This is a genomic window from Xanthomonas sp. CFBP 8151, from assembly GCF_011761885.1.
GTDB lineage: Bacteria > Pseudomonadota > Gammaproteobacteria > Xanthomonadales > Xanthomonadaceae > Xanthomonas > Xanthomonas arboricola_B.
In genome coordinates, this window is sequence record NZ_JAASQZ010000001.1 from 190,719 (window position 1) to 204,635 (window position 13,917).

The following is a 13,917-nucleotide window of genomic DNA, read 5'->3' on the forward strand; positions in this document are numbered from 1 at the left end:
CAGCAAAGGGCAGCAGGCATGCGCGGTCCAGTTCGCTGAGGCTCCCCGGCGCGCGCCGGAAGACACCATTCCATCCGCACTTCTCCCATCTTCATGGCGCACGGCCTACCCTGTGCGGCTGGTGGTTCCAGTGCACAAGACATGACTCCAATCGTTTCGATCCAGGGATTGAGCAAGACCTACGCTGGCGGTTTTCAGGCGCTCAAGCAGGTGGACCTTCAGATCCGACGCGGCGAGATCTTCGCGCTGCTCGGTCCCAATGGCGCCGGCAAGACCACGCTGATCAGCATCGTCTGCGGGCTGATCAACCCCAGCACCGGCACCGTGCTGGCCGATGGTCACGACATCGTGCACGACTACCGTGCCGCGCGTGCCAGCATCGGCCTGGTGCCGCAGGAGCTGGCCACCGACGCGTTCGAAACCGTGTGGGCCACCGTGCGTTTCAGTCGCGGCCTGTTCGGCAAGCCGGCCAATGCGGCGTATCTGGAAACGGTGCTGCGCGAACTCTCGCTGTGGGACAAGCGCCACAGCAAGATTTCCACGCTGTCCGGCGGCATGAAGCGGCGCGTGCTGATCGCCAAGGCGCTGGCGCACGAGCCGCGCATCCTGTTTCTGGACGAACCCACCGCAGGCGTGGACGTGGAGCTGCGTCACGACATGTGGCAGATGGTGCGCAGGCTGCGCGAGCAGGGCACCACGGTGATCCTGACCACCCATTACATCGAGGAAGCCGAAGACATGGCCGACCGGGTCGGGGTGATCAATCGCGGCGAGCTGGTGCTGGTGGAAGACAAGCACACGCTGATGCGCAAGCTCGGCAAGAAGCAGCTCACGCTGAGCCTGCAGGCACCGCTGCAGGCCATCCCGGCCGCTTTGGCCGATCTGCCGCTGGAGCTGTCGGCCGACGGCAACAGCCTGGTCTACACCTTCGACACCCAGGCCGAGCAGACCGGTATCGGTGCGTTGCTGCGCCGGCTCAACGAGCAGGGTATCGACTTCAAGGACCTGCATTCCAGCGAGAGCTCGCTGGAGGAGATCTTCGTCAACCTGGTGCATGGCGCCCGCAATGTGGAGGTGCGCGCATGAACCGCCATGCGATCGCGGCGATCTACCGCTTCGAGATGGCGCGTGCCTTCCGCACGCTGACCCAGTCGATCGCCTCGCCGGTGTTGTCGACCTCGCTGTATTTCGTGGTGTTCGGCGCGGCGATCGGCTCGCGCATGGGCGATATCGACGGCATCAGCTATGGCGCCTTCATCATTCCGGGGCTGGTGATGCTGTCCTTGCTCAACGAGAGCATTTCCAATGCCTCGTTCGGCATCTACATGCCGCGCTGGGCCGGCACCATCTACGAGGTGCTGTCGGCGCCGGTGGCCTGGTGGGAGATCGTGATCGGCTATGTGGGCGCAGCGGCGACCAAGTCGGTATTGCTGGGGTTGCTGATCCTGCTCACCGCACGGCTGTTCGTGCCTTACGAGATCGCGCATCCGCTGTGGATGCTGGGCTTTCTGGTGCTCACCGCGCTGACCTTCAGCCTGTTCGGTTTCATCATCGGCATCTGGGCCGACGGCTTCGAAAAACTGCAGGTGATCCCGCTGATGGTGGTGACGCCGCTGACGTTCCTGGGCGGCAGTTTCTACTCGATCAACATGCTGCCGCCGCTGTGGCAGAAGGTCACCCTGTTCAATCCGGTGGTGTACCTGATCAGCGGATTCCGCTGGAGTTTCTACGGCAAGGCCGACGTGCACATCGCGGTGAGCACCGGCATGACGTTCCTGTTCCTGCTGGTGTGCCTGGGCGTGGTGGCGGCGATCTTCCGCAGCGGTTACCGGCTCAAGGCCTGAGTGGTGAATGCAGTGGTTTTGCCGGCCGCATCCTGGTGGCTGCCGTCGGAAGTCCAGGTCAACGCCGAGTGGGTCGAGGGCGCGACACCCTCGCCGCTCGCGGGACACGCCGTGAACCCGGCCCTGGGGGCTCGGTGGCGGCATCCTTGCCGCCACACGGTCCCGCAATCGGCGAGGGCACCACGCTAGAGAGTTGGTCGGTTGTCATGTCGAAAACCATGCATACCGATATTCCCGACGGGTCCTTGCCCGCCCACCGTCGCGGGGCCTGACGCGGCATGGATGCCGCGCAAGAGCTTACGAGGACGTACCTGCAGCGTGTCGCGCGCGAGGGTGGGCGGGCGCCCTGCAGCCAGGGCGCAGAGCAGCCGGCCTGCGGTAGCCTGACGTCAAGTCGTGTTGCCGGCCGCGCTTACTCGGCAGCCGGCTTGGCGTCGTGCTTGGTGTCCAGGTAATACGCTGCCACTTCGCCCTTGATCTTCATCGTCATCGGATTGCCGCGACGGTCGCGGGCCTTGCCGACCTGCACCTTGATCCAGCCTTCGCTGACCGAATACTCCTCGACGTTGTCGCGTTCGACACCGTTGAAGCGCACGCCGACGCCGCGGCCGAGCGCATCGGCATTGTGGAACGGGCTGCGTGCATCGATGGCCAGATGATCGGGAGGGGTATCGCTCATGGGAAAGGCGTCATGGCGGCCGGGATGGCCGTCTTCGGCCGCACAGGATACGGGCCCGCGCCGCGAAGATCAGCCCCGGCGATGCATGCGCACGCCTCGACCGGTTTGCTTGCGCGTCGCCAGGCCTCACACTCACGCCTGCACTCCTGGAACCAGACCGCCATGCCCGATAACAGCGCCGACTACGAAGACGACGAAGGCCTGCAGCCCGAGGGCGACGAAGACGATGTCGACGACCACCCGGCGCGGGTGTGGAATCTGCTGGTGCTGATCAACCCCGGCGATGAAGACACCGCATTGGGCCAGTTCGATACCTGGCGCGAGGCGCAGGCCGACCTGGACGACGACGAGGGCGACGATGCCTGGTTGTGGGCCTTGAAGGATGCGATCGACTGGCGCTCGGGCTTCTTCGTGGACTGGAAGGACACCGGCGCGTTCATTGCCGCCATCGACGAACTCAGCGCGCGCTGGAACCTGCGCATCGACTGGGGCGGCGACCTGGACGACGAGGAATTTTCCCACGATCTCAGTGTGCCCGACCTGATGGCGGTGGCCTTCGATCGTCTGCGCGAGCACGGCTACTCGCTGTGGAACTGGAACACCGGCGGCGATGCCTATGCTGGCTGGATCGCGCTCAGCCGCGACGACGATGCCATGCTGGCGCTGACCTCGCTGCTGGGGGTGGAAGTGCGGCTGGGGAATGAGGCGTTCTGAGGGGTGGGATTGGGGAATCGGGATTGGGGAATCGGGATTAGGGGGGCCGCAAGAGCTGGCTCTGAGTGTGTGTGGGGGGCGGGACAGGCCGTGGTGGCGTGCGCTTCCACGGCGGGGCGCCCAGCGCGTGGAGGCCGTTAGATCTGGGAAGCCGGCGTTGTCCGCGGCCCAGCGATTGCCACGTAGGAGCGTGCCTGCGCGCGACAGGCGTTACCGGGAGAGCTCCTCGCGCTCAGGCGCGCTCCTACAAGGGCATGCCGTCATGGTGCAGAGGCATGCCGTCATCGCGGCTGCTGGAATCGCAGGCCTCCAGGCCAACCACGTACCACGGATTGCCACGTAGGAGCGTGCCTGCGCGCGACGGGCGTTACCGGGACGGCTCCTCGCGCTCAGGCGCGCTCCTACAACGGCGTGCCGCCAATCAGGGCTCGGCCACCGCTGTTACGACTCCCCGATGCCGACTCCCCCAATCTCCGCCTCAAGGCACCGCGCCCCGCGCCTGTGCACGTGCATTGGCGATCAAGGCCTTGAGCAAGACACGGTCGGTATGACGGGAGATGGCGATGGCACCGAGCGCGATCGCTTCGGCGCGTAGCGGAGCGGGCACGTCGTAGTGCGCGCCACTGAGTTTGTTCTGGAAGGCGCGGCGGGGAATGCCCAGCCGCGCCGCCATCGCATGCAGCTCGTCCAGCGTATCGCCGAGCAGGTGCGCCCAGCGCTGCTCGCGCCACAGATGCACCGCATCGTCGACGTAGACGGCCACCTGCCGGCCTTCAGACCTTCTTGCTCTTGTTTTTCTTGCTGTCGTCGGTTGCGTCGCCGACGTCGTCCTGCGACGCGTCGCCAGCAGTCGCGGCAGCGGCGTCTCCGGCGGTGGCGTCGGCATCGATGTCCGCATCGGCAGCTGCCTGGGCATCGCTCGCCTCGGCGTCGGCCTCTGCGTCTTCGGCCTCGCCGTCGTCGCCCTCAGCGTCGCTGTTCTCGAACTCGGACACCAGCGCGGTCAGGTATTCCTCGGCGGTCTTGCCGTCTTCGGCGGCCAGGTCGTCGATCATCTGCTGCAGCTGGGTGGAGTATTCCAGCGAGATGGTCTTGCCTTCCTTCTCCTGCAGATTGGCCAGGTGCTTGAGCATGGCCAGCATCGGCACCGGGTTGTCGGCACTGCCCATGGTCTGGCCGCCGATCGACAGCAGCCATTCGCTGCCGTTCTGCAAGCCGATCGCAGCGACCACGCGGCCGTCGGCATCCTGTAGCACGGCATGGTTGGCGATCTGCGGCGCCTGGCCCAGACGGACGATCGGGCGCTTGGGTTGGGACTTCTTGCGCTTGTCGCGCTTGGCCTTGGAATTGCGGGACACGGTGTTCTCGACGCTGGGAATGGCCGACCATTCTAGGCGCTTGCGCGCGACCCGGCTCGGGTGCCGCCGCCAGGCCATTGAACGCCAGCTCTGCCGGCGATGCTGCTGTCGGCTCTTCCGGCGTTCCGAAGGCCGCTGACGCGATATTTCGGACAGGCTGCAGCGGCTGGCACCGCGCGTCTGCCGGAGCGCCAGCGCGAATGCTGGTCAGAATCGGCATCCGGGACGACAAGCAGCCCGCAGGGTGGTCAGATCCGACATGTACATCAAGTTCGGCATGCACGTCAGATTCGAGATGCACGATACCGTCTGCCGTCTGCCGTCTGCCGTCTGCCGTCTGCCGTCTGCCGCAGCCCGCAGCCCGCAGCAGTCCGCAACCGCCAACAACCCCAACAACCCCAACAACCCCAACAACCCCAACAACCCCAACAACCCCAACAACCCCAACAACCCCAACAACCGCCAGGCAACGTCTTGCCAGGTGCCCGCAGCCGCCGTCAGCGCCGCGCGGGTGCTTCGCTGACGGCAGTGCGCGGTGCGGCCACGGCAGCTTCGGCGGCCTTGGCCAGCGCTGTGGCCGAAGCCACCTGGGTGCGCGTGGAGACGCGCGGTGCCGCCGGCGCGGCGCTGGGGGCCGGGGTCGCTGCAGCGGTCGGTTTGACGCTGGCCGCAGCGGCAGATCCGCCCGCCGACGCAGCTGCAGCGGGTCCTGCCGCAGGCTGCGCGGCCGGTGTTCCCACTGCCGTGCTGGCGGTGGTGGTCGCTGCGGCACTCAGATCCGGCACATGGGTGTCGGCATCGTGGGTGGGCTTGCCCAGCGCAATGCCCTGGCCGGCGCCGGCCAGCGCTGCCTGTTCGGCATCCTGGGTCATCACCACGATGCTGATGCGGCGGTTGATCGGGTTCTGCGGGTCGGTCTTGTCGAACAGCACCGACGAGGACAGCCCCACCACGCGGGTGACCTTGGCATCGTCCATACCGCCGCCCACCAGCGCACGGCGCGCGGCATTGGCGCGGTCGGCGCTGAGTTCCCAGTTGGTGTAACCGGTATCGTTGCTATAGGCGGTGGTGTCGGTGTGGCCGGTGATGCTGATGTGGTTGGGCACCTGGTTGATGAAGCTGGACAGCTCGCGCAGGATCGCCACGGTGTACGGCTTGAGCTGGTCGCGGCCCATGTCGAACATCGGCCGGTTCTGCTTGTCCACGATCTGGATGCGCAGGCCGTCCGGGGTGAGGTCGAGCAGCAGCTGGTCCTTGAACGGCTCCAGCGCCTGGCTCTTGTCGATGGCCTCCTTCAGGTCCTGCATCAGCGCTTCCAGGCGCTTCTTGTCCTTGGCGCGGCTGTCTTCGCTGGTGTCGGCGGCGTTGTCGCGCTTGCGGCCCATCTCGTCCTTCTGCCCCTTGGCCATGTCGGCGGTGCCGCCGAGCTTGATCATCGAGGTGCTGGCGCCGCCGGGGCCGTTCATGCCCGGCGAGGGCGCCGGCGATTTGCCCGACAACGGGCTGGGATTGCGGAAGTATTCCGAGATCGCCGCGCGCTGCTCCTTGGTGGTGGCGGCCATCAGCCACAGCACCAGGAAGAACGCCATCATCGCGGTCACGAAGTCGGCAAACGCCACCTTCCAGGCGCCGCCATGATGGCCGCCGCCCTGCACCTTCTTGACCCGTCGGATGACGACGGTGGATTTGCCCTCGGCCATGACCGCGGTCCTACTTGATCGTCTTCAGGTGCGTTTCGAAATCCGCAAAGCTCGGACGCACGTTGGAGGGCAGCGTCTTGCGCGCGAACTCCAGCGCAATCTTCGGGTTGTAGCCACGCAGGCAGGCCAGCAGCGCGGTCTTGACCGCCTCGTACATGCGCCCGTCCTGATCGGCACGCGCTTCCATCGCTGCCGCCAGCGGCGCGACGAAGCCATAGGCCAGCAGGATGCCCAGGAAGGTGCCGACCAGGGCGGCGCCGACATGGTGGCCGATCTCCTCGATCGGCCCGCCGATCGCGCCCATGGTGATCACGATGCCGAGCACGGCCGCCACGATGCCGAAACCGGGCAGGCCGTCGGACACCTTGCTCAACGCATGCGAGGGCGCCAGCGCTTCGTGGTGATGCTTTTCCAGCTCCAGTTCGAGCAGCGGCTCCAGCTCGTGCGGCTCGATGTTGCTGCCGATCATCAGGCGCAGGCAGTCGGTGATGAAGTCCAGCAGGTGATGGTCGGCGACCACCTTGGGGTAGTTGCCGAAGATGGTGCTGTCCTGCGGTTTTTCGACATGATCTTCCAGCGCCATGAAACCGTCGCGGCGCGCCTTGTTGAGCAGCTCGTAAATCAGGCTCAGGGTGGCCTGGTAGTCGTCGGACTTGTACTGCGGGCCCTTGAACACACCCAGGATGCTGGCGAAGGTCTCCTTGACGATCTTGCCTGGCGTGCTGACCAGAAACGCACCGAACGCCGCGCCACCGATGATCATCAGCTCGTACGGCTGCCAGAGCGCGCCCAGCTTGCCATGCGACAGCACATAGCCGCCGAGGACGCTGACGATGACGACGATGAAGCCGATGATGATGAGCATGGCGCAGCCAGAAGCAAACTTAGGTTGCTGTTGTTTCGGCTTGCGCGGCGGATTCTTGAAGCGCACGGCGTGAAGGTGTGCGGTGTAACTGAACGACCGGCTCAGGCAGCAGATTTTTACGCGGGAGGTCCGCCGCAATGTCGCTGGTCGTGCCAGGTCGCGTCTGAACCGTTGCACCCTTGACCAACGGATTTCGCAGCCCGGCTGCGCCTGCCGCAAGCAGTCTCTGCAGTGCGCGTCATGATGCAGTTCGGCTCAGGTGAATCGTGCCGGGTTGCAATGGTGATCTGACGCCTGGTCGTCGCGGCCGCGTTGCGTCGGCAGCAAGGCGGCGCCTGCGAGCGCTCGCGCAAATATGGCGAGACGGCTCCGGCACGGAATCACTCCGAGCCGGAATACCCGTTTCGGCTCAGGCCGATTGTGCGTCGGCGCCTTCGCGTTGCAATGGGTTCGGCAGCGCCTGACCGTGTTCGGTAAAGCCCAGCGAGACCGAGTTCAGGCAGTGGCGTTCGCCGGTCGGCGGCGGACCGTCGGGGAACACGTGGCCCAGGTGGCTGTCGCAGCGTGCGCAGACGATCTCTGTGCGGATCATGCCGTAGCTGATATCGCGGATTTCGCGCACGTGGGCGGCATCGTAGGGGGCGAAGAAGCTCGGCCAGCCGGTACCGGATTCGAACTTGGCGCTGGAGCGGAACAATGGCAACCCGCACAGGCGGCAGGTGTAGACGCCGTCGAGCTTGTTGTCCAGGAACACCCCGCAGAACGGCGCTTCGGTGCCATGGTGCAGCAGCACGCGCTGTTCCTCGTCGCTGAGCCCGGCGATCAGGGCATCGCGTTGGGCGGGGGAGGGAGGGGTCAGATCGAACTGGCTCATGGGGTTCTCGCATGCGCGCGCTGGCAGGGTGCCGCGCCTGCATCCGTGATGTGGGCGTTGTCGGCGTGGTTCAAGCGTGCGGGGAGCAAGCCCCTCTCCCGCCGGGGCGCCACGGCATAGCTTGCGCGCCACTGGCGCGTGCCTTGGTGCACCTGCGCCGCTGGCGCAGGCCGGGGCGCGGAGCGGGGGTTGGGGTGAGGGTACGGCAGCGAAGCCATGACGCAGTACGGATTGCCAGGCTTCGCACGCACCCTCATCCGGCGCTGCCGGCGCTGCGCGCCACCCTCTCCCGATGGGAGAAGTGCCTTTCGCGCCGCACGCATCCGGCGAACGCATTCAGGTCATAGCCGACTCGATGCATTGCCGCAGCACGCCGGCGCCCCCATCCAATGCGTACTCCTCGATCAAGCACGGTGTCCGTCATGGCGATCCCTTCTTCACTGCGCAGCCTGCTGCTGTGTGGCCTGTTGGCTGCCGCCGGCGCTGCGGCGGCGCAATCGGCCACCAGCACGCGCTCGTCCAATACGCTGCAGCCGATCACCACCCCGACGCCCGCCCGGCCCACGCTGACGGCACCGCGCGCAGTGCAGCCCGCGCCGGCCGCAGCTCCGGTGCCCTCGCAGCTGGGCCAGCGCCCGTCCGCGCCCACAATCCCGACCCGTGGCCCGGCACAGACGCCGGTGGCCCCGGCCGGCAGCCAGGTTGCGCCGGCCAGCGCCCCGATGGTCTACGACCGCAATGGCCGCTTGCTGCAGGGTATGCAGCCGGCCGGTGCAAACCGGGTGCTGGACACCAAGACCGGGCGCTATTACGACGCAGTCCCGGCCGGCGACGGCATGCGTGTGGTGCGCTGACCCATGCCGTTACCAATCCGCAATCCCCACCCCCCGAATCCCAAATCTCAGCCCTCGATCGGCAGCGCCAGGGTCTCCTTGACCTCTTCCATCACGATGTAGCTCTTGGATTCGCGCACATGTGGCATGGTCAGCAAGGTGCTGCCGAGCAGCTTGCGATAGGAGGCCATCTCGCTGATGCGCGCCTTGAGCAGGTAGTCGAAATCGCCCGAGACCAGGTGGCATTCCAGCACGTTGGGCAACTTGAGCGCGGCGCGCCGGAACTCCTCGAAGATGTCGCCGGACTTGTAGGCCAGGCTGATCTCCACAAACACCAGCAGGCTGGCCTTGAGATAGTGCGGGTCCAGCCGCGCGTAGTAGCCGGTGATGGCGCCATCGCGCTCCAGCCGGCGCACGCGCTCGGTGCAGGGAGTGGTCGACAGGCCCACCCGCTCGCCCAGTTCGGTAAAGGAAATCCGCCCCTCCTGCTGCAGGATGCGCAGGATCTTGCGGTCGATCTTGTCCAGCTCGCGGGTGCGGGTCGTCATTGGGTCTGTTTCCACAGGATTTGACAGGAGGATTCACTGCCAAGGTGCACTGATTCCAGAAATGGCACTGCCTGGCTCGCAATATACTGCGTCTAACTGTCCCCCTCGGCGCCTGGTTGTGGGGGAATGCCCTTTTCAGGAGAACGACATGCGGGTGCTCATTCTCGGTAGCGGCGTCATCGGCACCACCACGGCCTGGTATCTGGCGCAGGCCGGTTGCGAGGTCACCGTGGTCGACCGGCAACCGGCGGCGGCGCTGGAAACCAGCTATGCCAACGCCGGCCAGCTGTCGTTCGGCTACACCTCGCCGTGGGCTGCGCCCGGTGTACCCGGCAAGGCGGTGAAGTGGCTGTTCGAGCAGCATGCACCGCTGTCGATCCGGCCCACCCGCGATCTGCGTCAGCTGGCCTGGCTCAGCCAGATGCTGCGCAACTGCACTGCCGAGCGCTATGCGGTGAACAAGGCGCGCATGGTGCGCATGTCCGACTACAGCCGCGATTGCCTGAATGCATTGCGTGCCAGCACCGGCATCGAGTTCGAGGGCCGCCAGCTCGGCACCACCCAGCTGTTCCGCACCCAGCAGCAGCTGGATGCCGCCGCGCAGGACATCGAGGTGCTGGCCCAGTACGGCGTGCCCTACGAACTGCTGACCCCGGCGCAGATCGCCCAGTTCGAACCGGGGCTGGCCGGTGGTGGCGCGCAGATGGCCGGTGCCTTGCGCCTGCCCGAAGATCAGACCGGCGACTGCCGGCTGTTCACCCAACGCCTGGCCGAGCTGGCCGCGCAGGCCGGGGTGGAGTTCCGCTACGGGCAGCAGATCGAGCACCTGCAGCATCAAGGCGGGCGCGTCACCGGCGTGCAGATCGATGGCCGCATCGAAACCGCCGACCGCTACGTGCTGGCGCTGGGCAGCTACTCGGCCGACCTGCTGCTCTCGCTCGGCCTGCATCTGCCGGTGTATCCGCTCAAGGGCTACTCGCTGACCATTCCGATCGTGGATGCACAGCGCGCGCCGACCTCCACGGTGCTGGACGAGAGCTACAAGATCGCGCTGACCCGCTTCGACGACCGTATCCGCGTTGGCGGCATGGCCGAGGTGGCCGGCTTCGACCTGTCGTTGAATCCGCGCCGCCGCGCCACGCTGGAGATGGTGGTCAACGACCTGTTCCCCGGCGCCGGCGATCTGGCCCGGGCCGAGTTCTGGACCGGTCTGCGCCCGGCCACGCCGGACGGTACGCCGGTGGTCGGTGCCACGCCGTATGCCAACCTGTTCCTCAATACCGGCCACGGCACCCTGGGCTGGACCATGGCCTGCGGCTCGGGCCGCTATCTGGCCGACCTGATGCAGGGCCGTACGCCCGACATCGACAGCGAAGGCCTGGACATCTTCCGTTACCTGTCGCCACGCAGCGCCCGCGCGCAGCAGGAGGCCGCGTAGTGCGTCCTGCGCAAGCGTTGATCGACCTGGATGCATTGCGTCACAACTACCGTCTGGCCAAGCGCCTGGGCGGCAGCAAGGCCCTGGCGGTGGTCAAGGCCGATGCCTACGGCCATGGCGCGGTGCGCTGCGCGCAGGCGCTGGACGGCGAGGCCGACGGCTTTGCGGTGGCCTGTATCGAAGAGGCGCTGGAGCTGCGTCAGGCCGGCATCCGCGCGCCGATCCTGCTGCTGGAAGGGTTCTTCGAGCACGACGAACTGCGCCTGATTGCCGAGCATGATCTGTGGACGGTGGTGGCCACGCCGCAGCAGGTGCGCGCGCTGGCCGAGTTCCAGAGCCCGCGTCCGTTGCGGGTATGGCTGAAGCTGGACAGCGGCATGCACCGGCTGGGTCTGTCGCCGGAAGATTTTCGTGCGGCGTGGTTGCGCCTGCGCGGGCTGCCGCAGATCGCCTCGCTGGTGCTGATGACCCACCTGGCGCGCGCCGATGAGCTGGAGTGCAGCCGCACCGACGAGCAGGCGGTGGCGTTCGCGCTCACCGCAGGCGGCATGCGCGCGGAAACCAGCCTGCGCAATTCGCCCGGCCTGCTCGGCTGGCCGGCGCTGCGCAACGATTGGTCGCGTCCGGGGCTGATGCTGTACGGCGCAAACCCGTTTGCGCAGGACACCGACACCACCGCGCAACTGCGCCCGGTGATGACGCTGCGCTCGCGCATCATCTCCGTGCGCGAGCTGCCGGCCGGCGAACCGGTGGGGTATGGCGCCCGCTTCGTCGCCGAGCGTCCGACCCGCGTGGGCGTGGTGGCGATGGGTTATGCCGACGGCTATCCGCAGTTTGCCCCCAACGGCACGCCGGTGCTGGTGGATGGACAGGTCTGCCCGTTGATCGGTCGGGTGTCGATGGACATGCTGACCGTGGATCTCACTGAGCACCCGCAGGCCGACATCGGTTCCAGCGTGCAGCTCTGGGGCGATACGCCGCGCGTCAGTCCGCTGGCAACGCAGTGCAATGTCAGCGCCTATCAACTGCTGTGCGGACTCAAGCGCGTGCCGCGCGTGTATGTGGGTGAGGCGGCAGTGGGCGAGGGAGTCTCGCGGTGAGGTGTGCCCCTTCTCCCATCGGGAGAAGGGGCGCCGAAAGGGCGGATGAGGGTAGGTGCGAAGCCGCATGCACTTGGAACCACACGTGGGCTTGCCCCGTACCCTCACCCCCAACCCCCGCTCTGCGCCCCGGCCCGCCAGCAGCGCGGGCACTCCAAGGCACGCGGGCCAGTGGCGCACAGGCAGTGCCTTATCGCCCCGCCGGGAGAGGGGCTCGAAACGGTCGCCGTACGCCGGAAGTGCGCTGGCAACTCGTATAACGCTGTTAACCCTCATGGCATTGCGGATGCGTGATCACCTTGCGCGCCTGCAAATAAAAACGGCGCGTCGCCACGCGCCGTTGTCACACAAAACCGAGTTTCTTTTCTGGCGCCGTCAGCACCAACCAATCACAGCCCGGCGGTAGTCCGATCGCCGCGGAACTGCTTGCGCACCCAGTCGTCGATCATCGCTTTCTCGAAGCGCAACGGGTCGCTGTCGGTCAGGCGCGGTCCGCTCATCAGAAAGGCCGAGTCCACCAGCTTGCGTTCGCCCTGGTCGATCACCTGGCCATCGGCGCCGGTCAGCGTGTAGGTGAAGCTCAGGCGCGGCGGGTAGATGTCCTTGACGACGCGCACGTCCTGCATGCGCGGCCCGTGCCACGGCTCATATTGGCCGGCGCGGCGGATGTCGGTGATGGTCACGCTCAAGCGCTGGCCGTCGGGGAGCTTGCGCGCGGCGCTGTGCTGGAAATAGGTCGCCAGCTGGGTCACCCAGTCGCCGCGCCGCGCTTCCCAGCGATTGCCGCTGAAGCGCACTTCGGAGAACTGTGCCGGGTCTGTCCAGCGCACATCGACCTTGCCGTCGCCGGTCAGCGCGCGCGGCGCCTGCGGGTCGGTGACGTTGCGTACGCGTGCCTGCGCGCCGGTTGCCGCGAGCAGTCCTGCCAGCAACAGGCTGGCGCCGTAAAGGCTGGAACGTTTCATGGAAGGTCTCCAGGCGGAGGGTGCCGGAAGCACCGGGCGTACTTGCAGTGTGGGGGCGTGTCCGGTCCCCGGCAACGCTTGCCGCGCAAGGACTGGCAGGTCCATTGATACCCGGTTAATCCGCAGCGGTGGCGCCATGACGGCGGGTTCACTGCGCCTGCGCCTGCGCTTCACGGTGTAGCCGGGAAGATCGCCGGCATGGACACCCATTCTTATCGCACAAAGTCAGCTTCTTCGGCGCCGGCACACATGCCGGCGGATGTGCGCCTGCAGTTCATCGACTGGGCCAAGCAGCACGGCCATAACCCCGCTACCGGGGCAGCCGCCTTCGTTGCCCTGCAAAGCGATGTGGATCTGGATCTGGCGACGCGCACGCTACGCCTGGAGCCGGGTGCCTCACCACGCGAGACCTTGCGCGAGCATCTGGCCGCGTTGGCGCGCCAAGGCGATGTGGCGGTGCAGTTCCCACCGGTTTACGCCTATACCGCGGCCAACGGACTCGAGTATCGCTACTCGTTGATGCTGGTGATCGCCGAGGATTGCGTCGAGTGGACCGGGCGGGTCTGGCAGGACCTGGATTACCAGGGAATGCTCACCGGCCGAGGCCAGGGCCCGCGCGCCAACTACACACAACTGGCGCGGATGGCGCTGGAACACGAGCTTGACCAGGAGCGCCCCCGTTATGTCCAGGCATGAACTCGAATTGCAGCTGCCACTGGGCGCGCAGGTCGCCAGCGGCGAGGACGGCTTCAGTGAGCGCTGCCGTAGCGAATGCACCAAGTTGGGCCTGTCGCGGGTGCGACTGCTGTTGCTGGATGCCGAATACGCGCGTTCCACGGCTTGGCGCGAAGAAGCGCAGCGCTGGATGGACGAGCAGTTGCGCCGCGAGGGCGAGTGGGTATTTCGTGGCGTGATCGCCGGGATCGTGGTGCTGGCGGCGTGTATCGCACTATGCGCGGCATTGCTGTGGTGAACGCGGGCACCGGTGGCGCGAACGAA

At 66.6% G+C, this 13,917-nt stretch carries 17 protein-coding genes; 9 read left to right on the plus strand and 8 right to left on the minus strand.

Translation table 11 applies throughout. From position 1 onward, the window contains the following. The first annotated feature begins 141 nt into the window (after window positions 1-141). Together FHT08_RS00880 and FHT08_RS00885 are read left to right on the plus strand one after the other, a co-directional pair. Entirely contained in the window at window positions 142-1,086 is a 945-nt protein-coding gene (locus FHT08_RS00880) for an ABC transporter ATP-binding protein (protein ID WP_166773984.1), read from the plus strand. Beyond that, a complete protein-coding gene (locus tag FHT08_RS00885; RefSeq protein ID WP_016900895.1) occupies window positions 1,083-1,844 on the plus strand; it encodes an ABC transporter permease in 762 nt (253 codons plus the stop codon). The genes FHT08_RS00880 and FHT08_RS00885 overlap by 4 nt, the downstream gene beginning before the upstream one ends. Before the next feature lie 412 nt (window positions 1,845-2,256). On the opposite strand, the gene FHT08_RS00890 is transcribed toward FHT08_RS00885, so the two are convergent. Continuing rightward, window positions 2,257-2,523 (minus strand): DUF3297 family protein, encoded by a 267-nt coding sequence (locus tag FHT08_RS00890; RefSeq protein WP_104536399.1) that lies wholly within the window; start codon window positions 2,521-2,523, stop codon window positions 2,257-2,259. 162 nt (window positions 2,524-2,685) lie between these two features. Here FHT08_RS00890 and FHT08_RS00895 point away from each other — a divergent pair, with 162 nt between their 5' ends. Further along, entirely contained in the window at window positions 2,686-3,237 is a 552-nt protein-coding gene (locus tag FHT08_RS00895; protein ID WP_104536398.1) for a hypothetical protein, read from the plus strand. Between the two features lie 478 nt (window positions 3,238-3,715). Here FHT08_RS00895 and FHT08_RS00900 read toward each other — a convergent pair whose 3' ends face one another. Continuing rightward, the gene (locus FHT08_RS00900; protein ID WP_104536397.1) at window positions 3,716-4,000 is read right to left on the minus strand and encodes a DUF4031 domain-containing protein; all 285 of its coding nucleotides are present in this window, start codon (window positions 3,998-4,000) and stop codon (window positions 3,716-3,718) included. 10 nt (window positions 4,001-4,010) lie between these two features. After that, a complete protein-coding gene (locus tag FHT08_RS00905) occupies window positions 4,011-4,673 on the minus strand; it encodes a hypothetical protein (protein ID WP_243848922.1) in 663 nt (220 codons plus the stop codon). A 181-nt stretch (window positions 4,674-4,854) separates the two neighbouring features. Between FHT08_RS00905 and FHT08_RS00910 the strand changes: the two genes are divergently transcribed. Continuing rightward, entirely contained in the window at window positions 4,855-5,118 is a 264-nt protein-coding gene (locus FHT08_RS00910; protein ID WP_166773891.1) for a hypothetical protein, read from the plus strand. Here the strand turns inward: FHT08_RS00910 and motB are convergent. From motB to msrB, 3 genes are all read right to left on the minus strand, one after another. Then, window positions 5,093-6,295 (minus strand): flagellar motor protein MotB, encoded by a 1,203-nt coding sequence (motB, locus tag FHT08_RS00915; protein ID WP_104605966.1) that lies wholly within the window; start codon window positions 6,293-6,295, stop codon window positions 5,093-5,095. The two genes, FHT08_RS00910 and motB, sit on opposite strands and share 26 nt — an antisense overlap. A gap of 10 nt (window positions 6,296-6,305) precedes the next feature. Further along, entirely contained in the window at window positions 6,306-7,160 is an 855-nt protein-coding gene (gene motA, locus FHT08_RS00920) for a flagellar motor stator protein MotA (RefSeq protein WP_104536394.1), read from the minus strand. Between the two features lie 409 nt (window positions 7,161-7,569). After that, the gene (msrB, locus tag FHT08_RS00925) at window positions 7,570-8,034 is read right to left on the minus strand and encodes a peptide-methionine (R)-S-oxide reductase MsrB (RefSeq protein WP_104605975.1); all 465 of its coding nucleotides are present in this window, start codon (window positions 8,032-8,034) and stop codon (window positions 7,570-7,572) included. Window positions 8,035-8,456: 422 nt separating this feature from the next. On the opposite strand from msrB, the gene FHT08_RS00930 reads away from it, so the two are divergent. Continuing rightward, window positions 8,457-8,888, plus strand: a complete 432-nt coding sequence (locus FHT08_RS00930; RefSeq protein ID WP_104605965.1) for a hypothetical protein — start codon at window positions 8,457-8,459, stop codon at window positions 8,886-8,888. A gap of 47 nt (window positions 8,889-8,935) precedes the next feature. On the opposite strand, the gene FHT08_RS00935 is transcribed toward FHT08_RS00930, so the two are convergent. Beyond that, complete coding sequence (locus FHT08_RS00935; RefSeq protein WP_024940284.1) at window positions 8,936-9,415, minus strand: Lrp/AsnC ligand binding domain-containing protein; 480 nt, start codon at window positions 9,413-9,415, stop codon at window positions 8,936-8,938. A gap of 148 nt (window positions 9,416-9,563) precedes the next feature. Between FHT08_RS00935 and FHT08_RS00940 the strand changes: the two genes are divergently transcribed. Together FHT08_RS00940 and alr are read left to right on the plus strand one after the other, a co-directional pair. Further along, complete coding sequence (locus FHT08_RS00940; protein WP_166773985.1) at window positions 9,564-10,853, plus strand: D-amino acid dehydrogenase; 1,290 nt, start codon at window positions 9,564-9,566, stop codon at window positions 10,851-10,853. After that, window positions 10,853-11,953, plus strand: a complete 1,101-nt coding sequence (gene alr / locus FHT08_RS00945; protein WP_166773986.1) for an alanine racemase — start codon at window positions 10,853-10,855, stop codon at window positions 11,951-11,953. Before FHT08_RS00940 ends, alr begins: the two co-directional genes overlap by 1 nt. A gap of 389 nt (window positions 11,954-12,342) precedes the next feature. On the opposite strand, the gene FHT08_RS00950 is transcribed toward alr, so the two are convergent. After that, a complete protein-coding gene (locus FHT08_RS00950; RefSeq protein ID WP_166773987.1) occupies window positions 12,343-12,918 on the minus strand; it encodes a DUF3016 domain-containing protein in 576 nt (191 codons plus the stop codon). A 249-nt stretch (window positions 12,919-13,167) separates the two neighbouring features. On the opposite strand from FHT08_RS00950, the gene FHT08_RS00955 reads away from it, so the two are divergent. Together FHT08_RS00955 and FHT08_RS00960 are read left to right on the plus strand one after the other, a co-directional pair. After that, window positions 13,168-13,614: a hypothetical protein gene (locus FHT08_RS00955; protein ID WP_166774741.1), complete on the plus strand. Its 447-nt coding sequence runs from the start codon at window positions 13,168-13,170 to the stop codon at window positions 13,612-13,614. Then, complete coding sequence (locus FHT08_RS00960) at window positions 13,601-13,891, plus strand: hypothetical protein (protein WP_166773988.1); 291 nt, start codon at window positions 13,601-13,603, stop codon at window positions 13,889-13,891. Before FHT08_RS00955 ends, FHT08_RS00960 begins: the two co-directional genes overlap by 14 nt. Window positions 13,892-13,917 lie beyond the last annotated feature (26 nt).

Bases quoted from the DNA above. Each gene is read 5' to 3' on its own strand.
- FHT08_RS00955 (WP_166774741.1), top strand. From the start codon at position 13,168: ATGCCGGCGGATGTGCGCCTGCAGTTCATCGACTGGGCCAAGCAGCAC.
- FHT08_RS00950 (WP_166773987.1), bottom strand. From the start codon at position 12,918: ATGAAACGTTCCAGCCTTTACGGCGCCAGCCTGTTGCTGGCAGGACTG.
- FHT08_RS00935 (WP_024940284.1), bottom strand. From the start codon at position 9,415: ATGACGACCCGCACCCGCGAGCTGGACAAGATCGACCGCAAGATCCTG.
- FHT08_RS00910 (WP_166773891.1), top strand. From the start codon at position 4,855: ATGTACATCAAGTTCGGCATGCACGTCAGATTCGAGATGCACGATACC.
- FHT08_RS00940 (WP_166773985.1), top strand. From the start codon at position 9,564: ATGCGGGTGCTCATTCTCGGTAGCGGCGTCATCGGCACCACCACGGCC.
- motB (WP_104605966.1), bottom strand. From the start codon at position 6,295: ATGGCCGAGGGCAAATCCACCGTCGTCATCCGACGGGTCAAGAAGGTG.
- msrB (WP_104605975.1), bottom strand. From the start codon at position 8,034: ATGAGCCAGTTCGATCTGACCCCTCCCTCCCCCGCCCAACGCGATGCC.
- FHT08_RS00890 (WP_104536399.1), bottom strand. From the start codon at position 2,523: ATGAGCGATACCCCTCCCGATCATCTGGCCATCGATGCACGCAGCCCG.
- FHT08_RS00960 (WP_166773988.1), top strand. From the start codon at position 13,601: ATGTCCAGGCATGAACTCGAATTGCAGCTGCCACTGGGCGCGCAGGTC.
- FHT08_RS00905 (WP_243848922.1), bottom strand. From the start codon at position 4,673: ATGGCCTGGCGGCGGCACCCGAGCCGGGTCGCGCGCAAGCGCCTAGAA.
- FHT08_RS00895 (WP_104536398.1), top strand. From the start codon at position 2,686: ATGCCCGATAACAGCGCCGACTACGAAGACGACGAAGGCCTGCAGCCC.
- FHT08_RS00930 (WP_104605965.1), top strand. From the start codon at position 8,457: ATGGCGATCCCTTCTTCACTGCGCAGCCTGCTGCTGTGTGGCCTGTTG.
- motA (WP_104536394.1), bottom strand. From the start codon at position 7,160: ATGCTCATCATCATCGGCTTCATCGTCGTCATCGTCAGCGTCCTCGGC.
- FHT08_RS00885 (WP_016900895.1), top strand. From the start codon at position 1,083: ATGAACCGCCATGCGATCGCGGCGATCTACCGCTTCGAGATGGCGCGT.
- FHT08_RS00880 (WP_166773984.1), top strand. From the start codon at position 142: ATGACTCCAATCGTTTCGATCCAGGGATTGAGCAAGACCTACGCTGGC.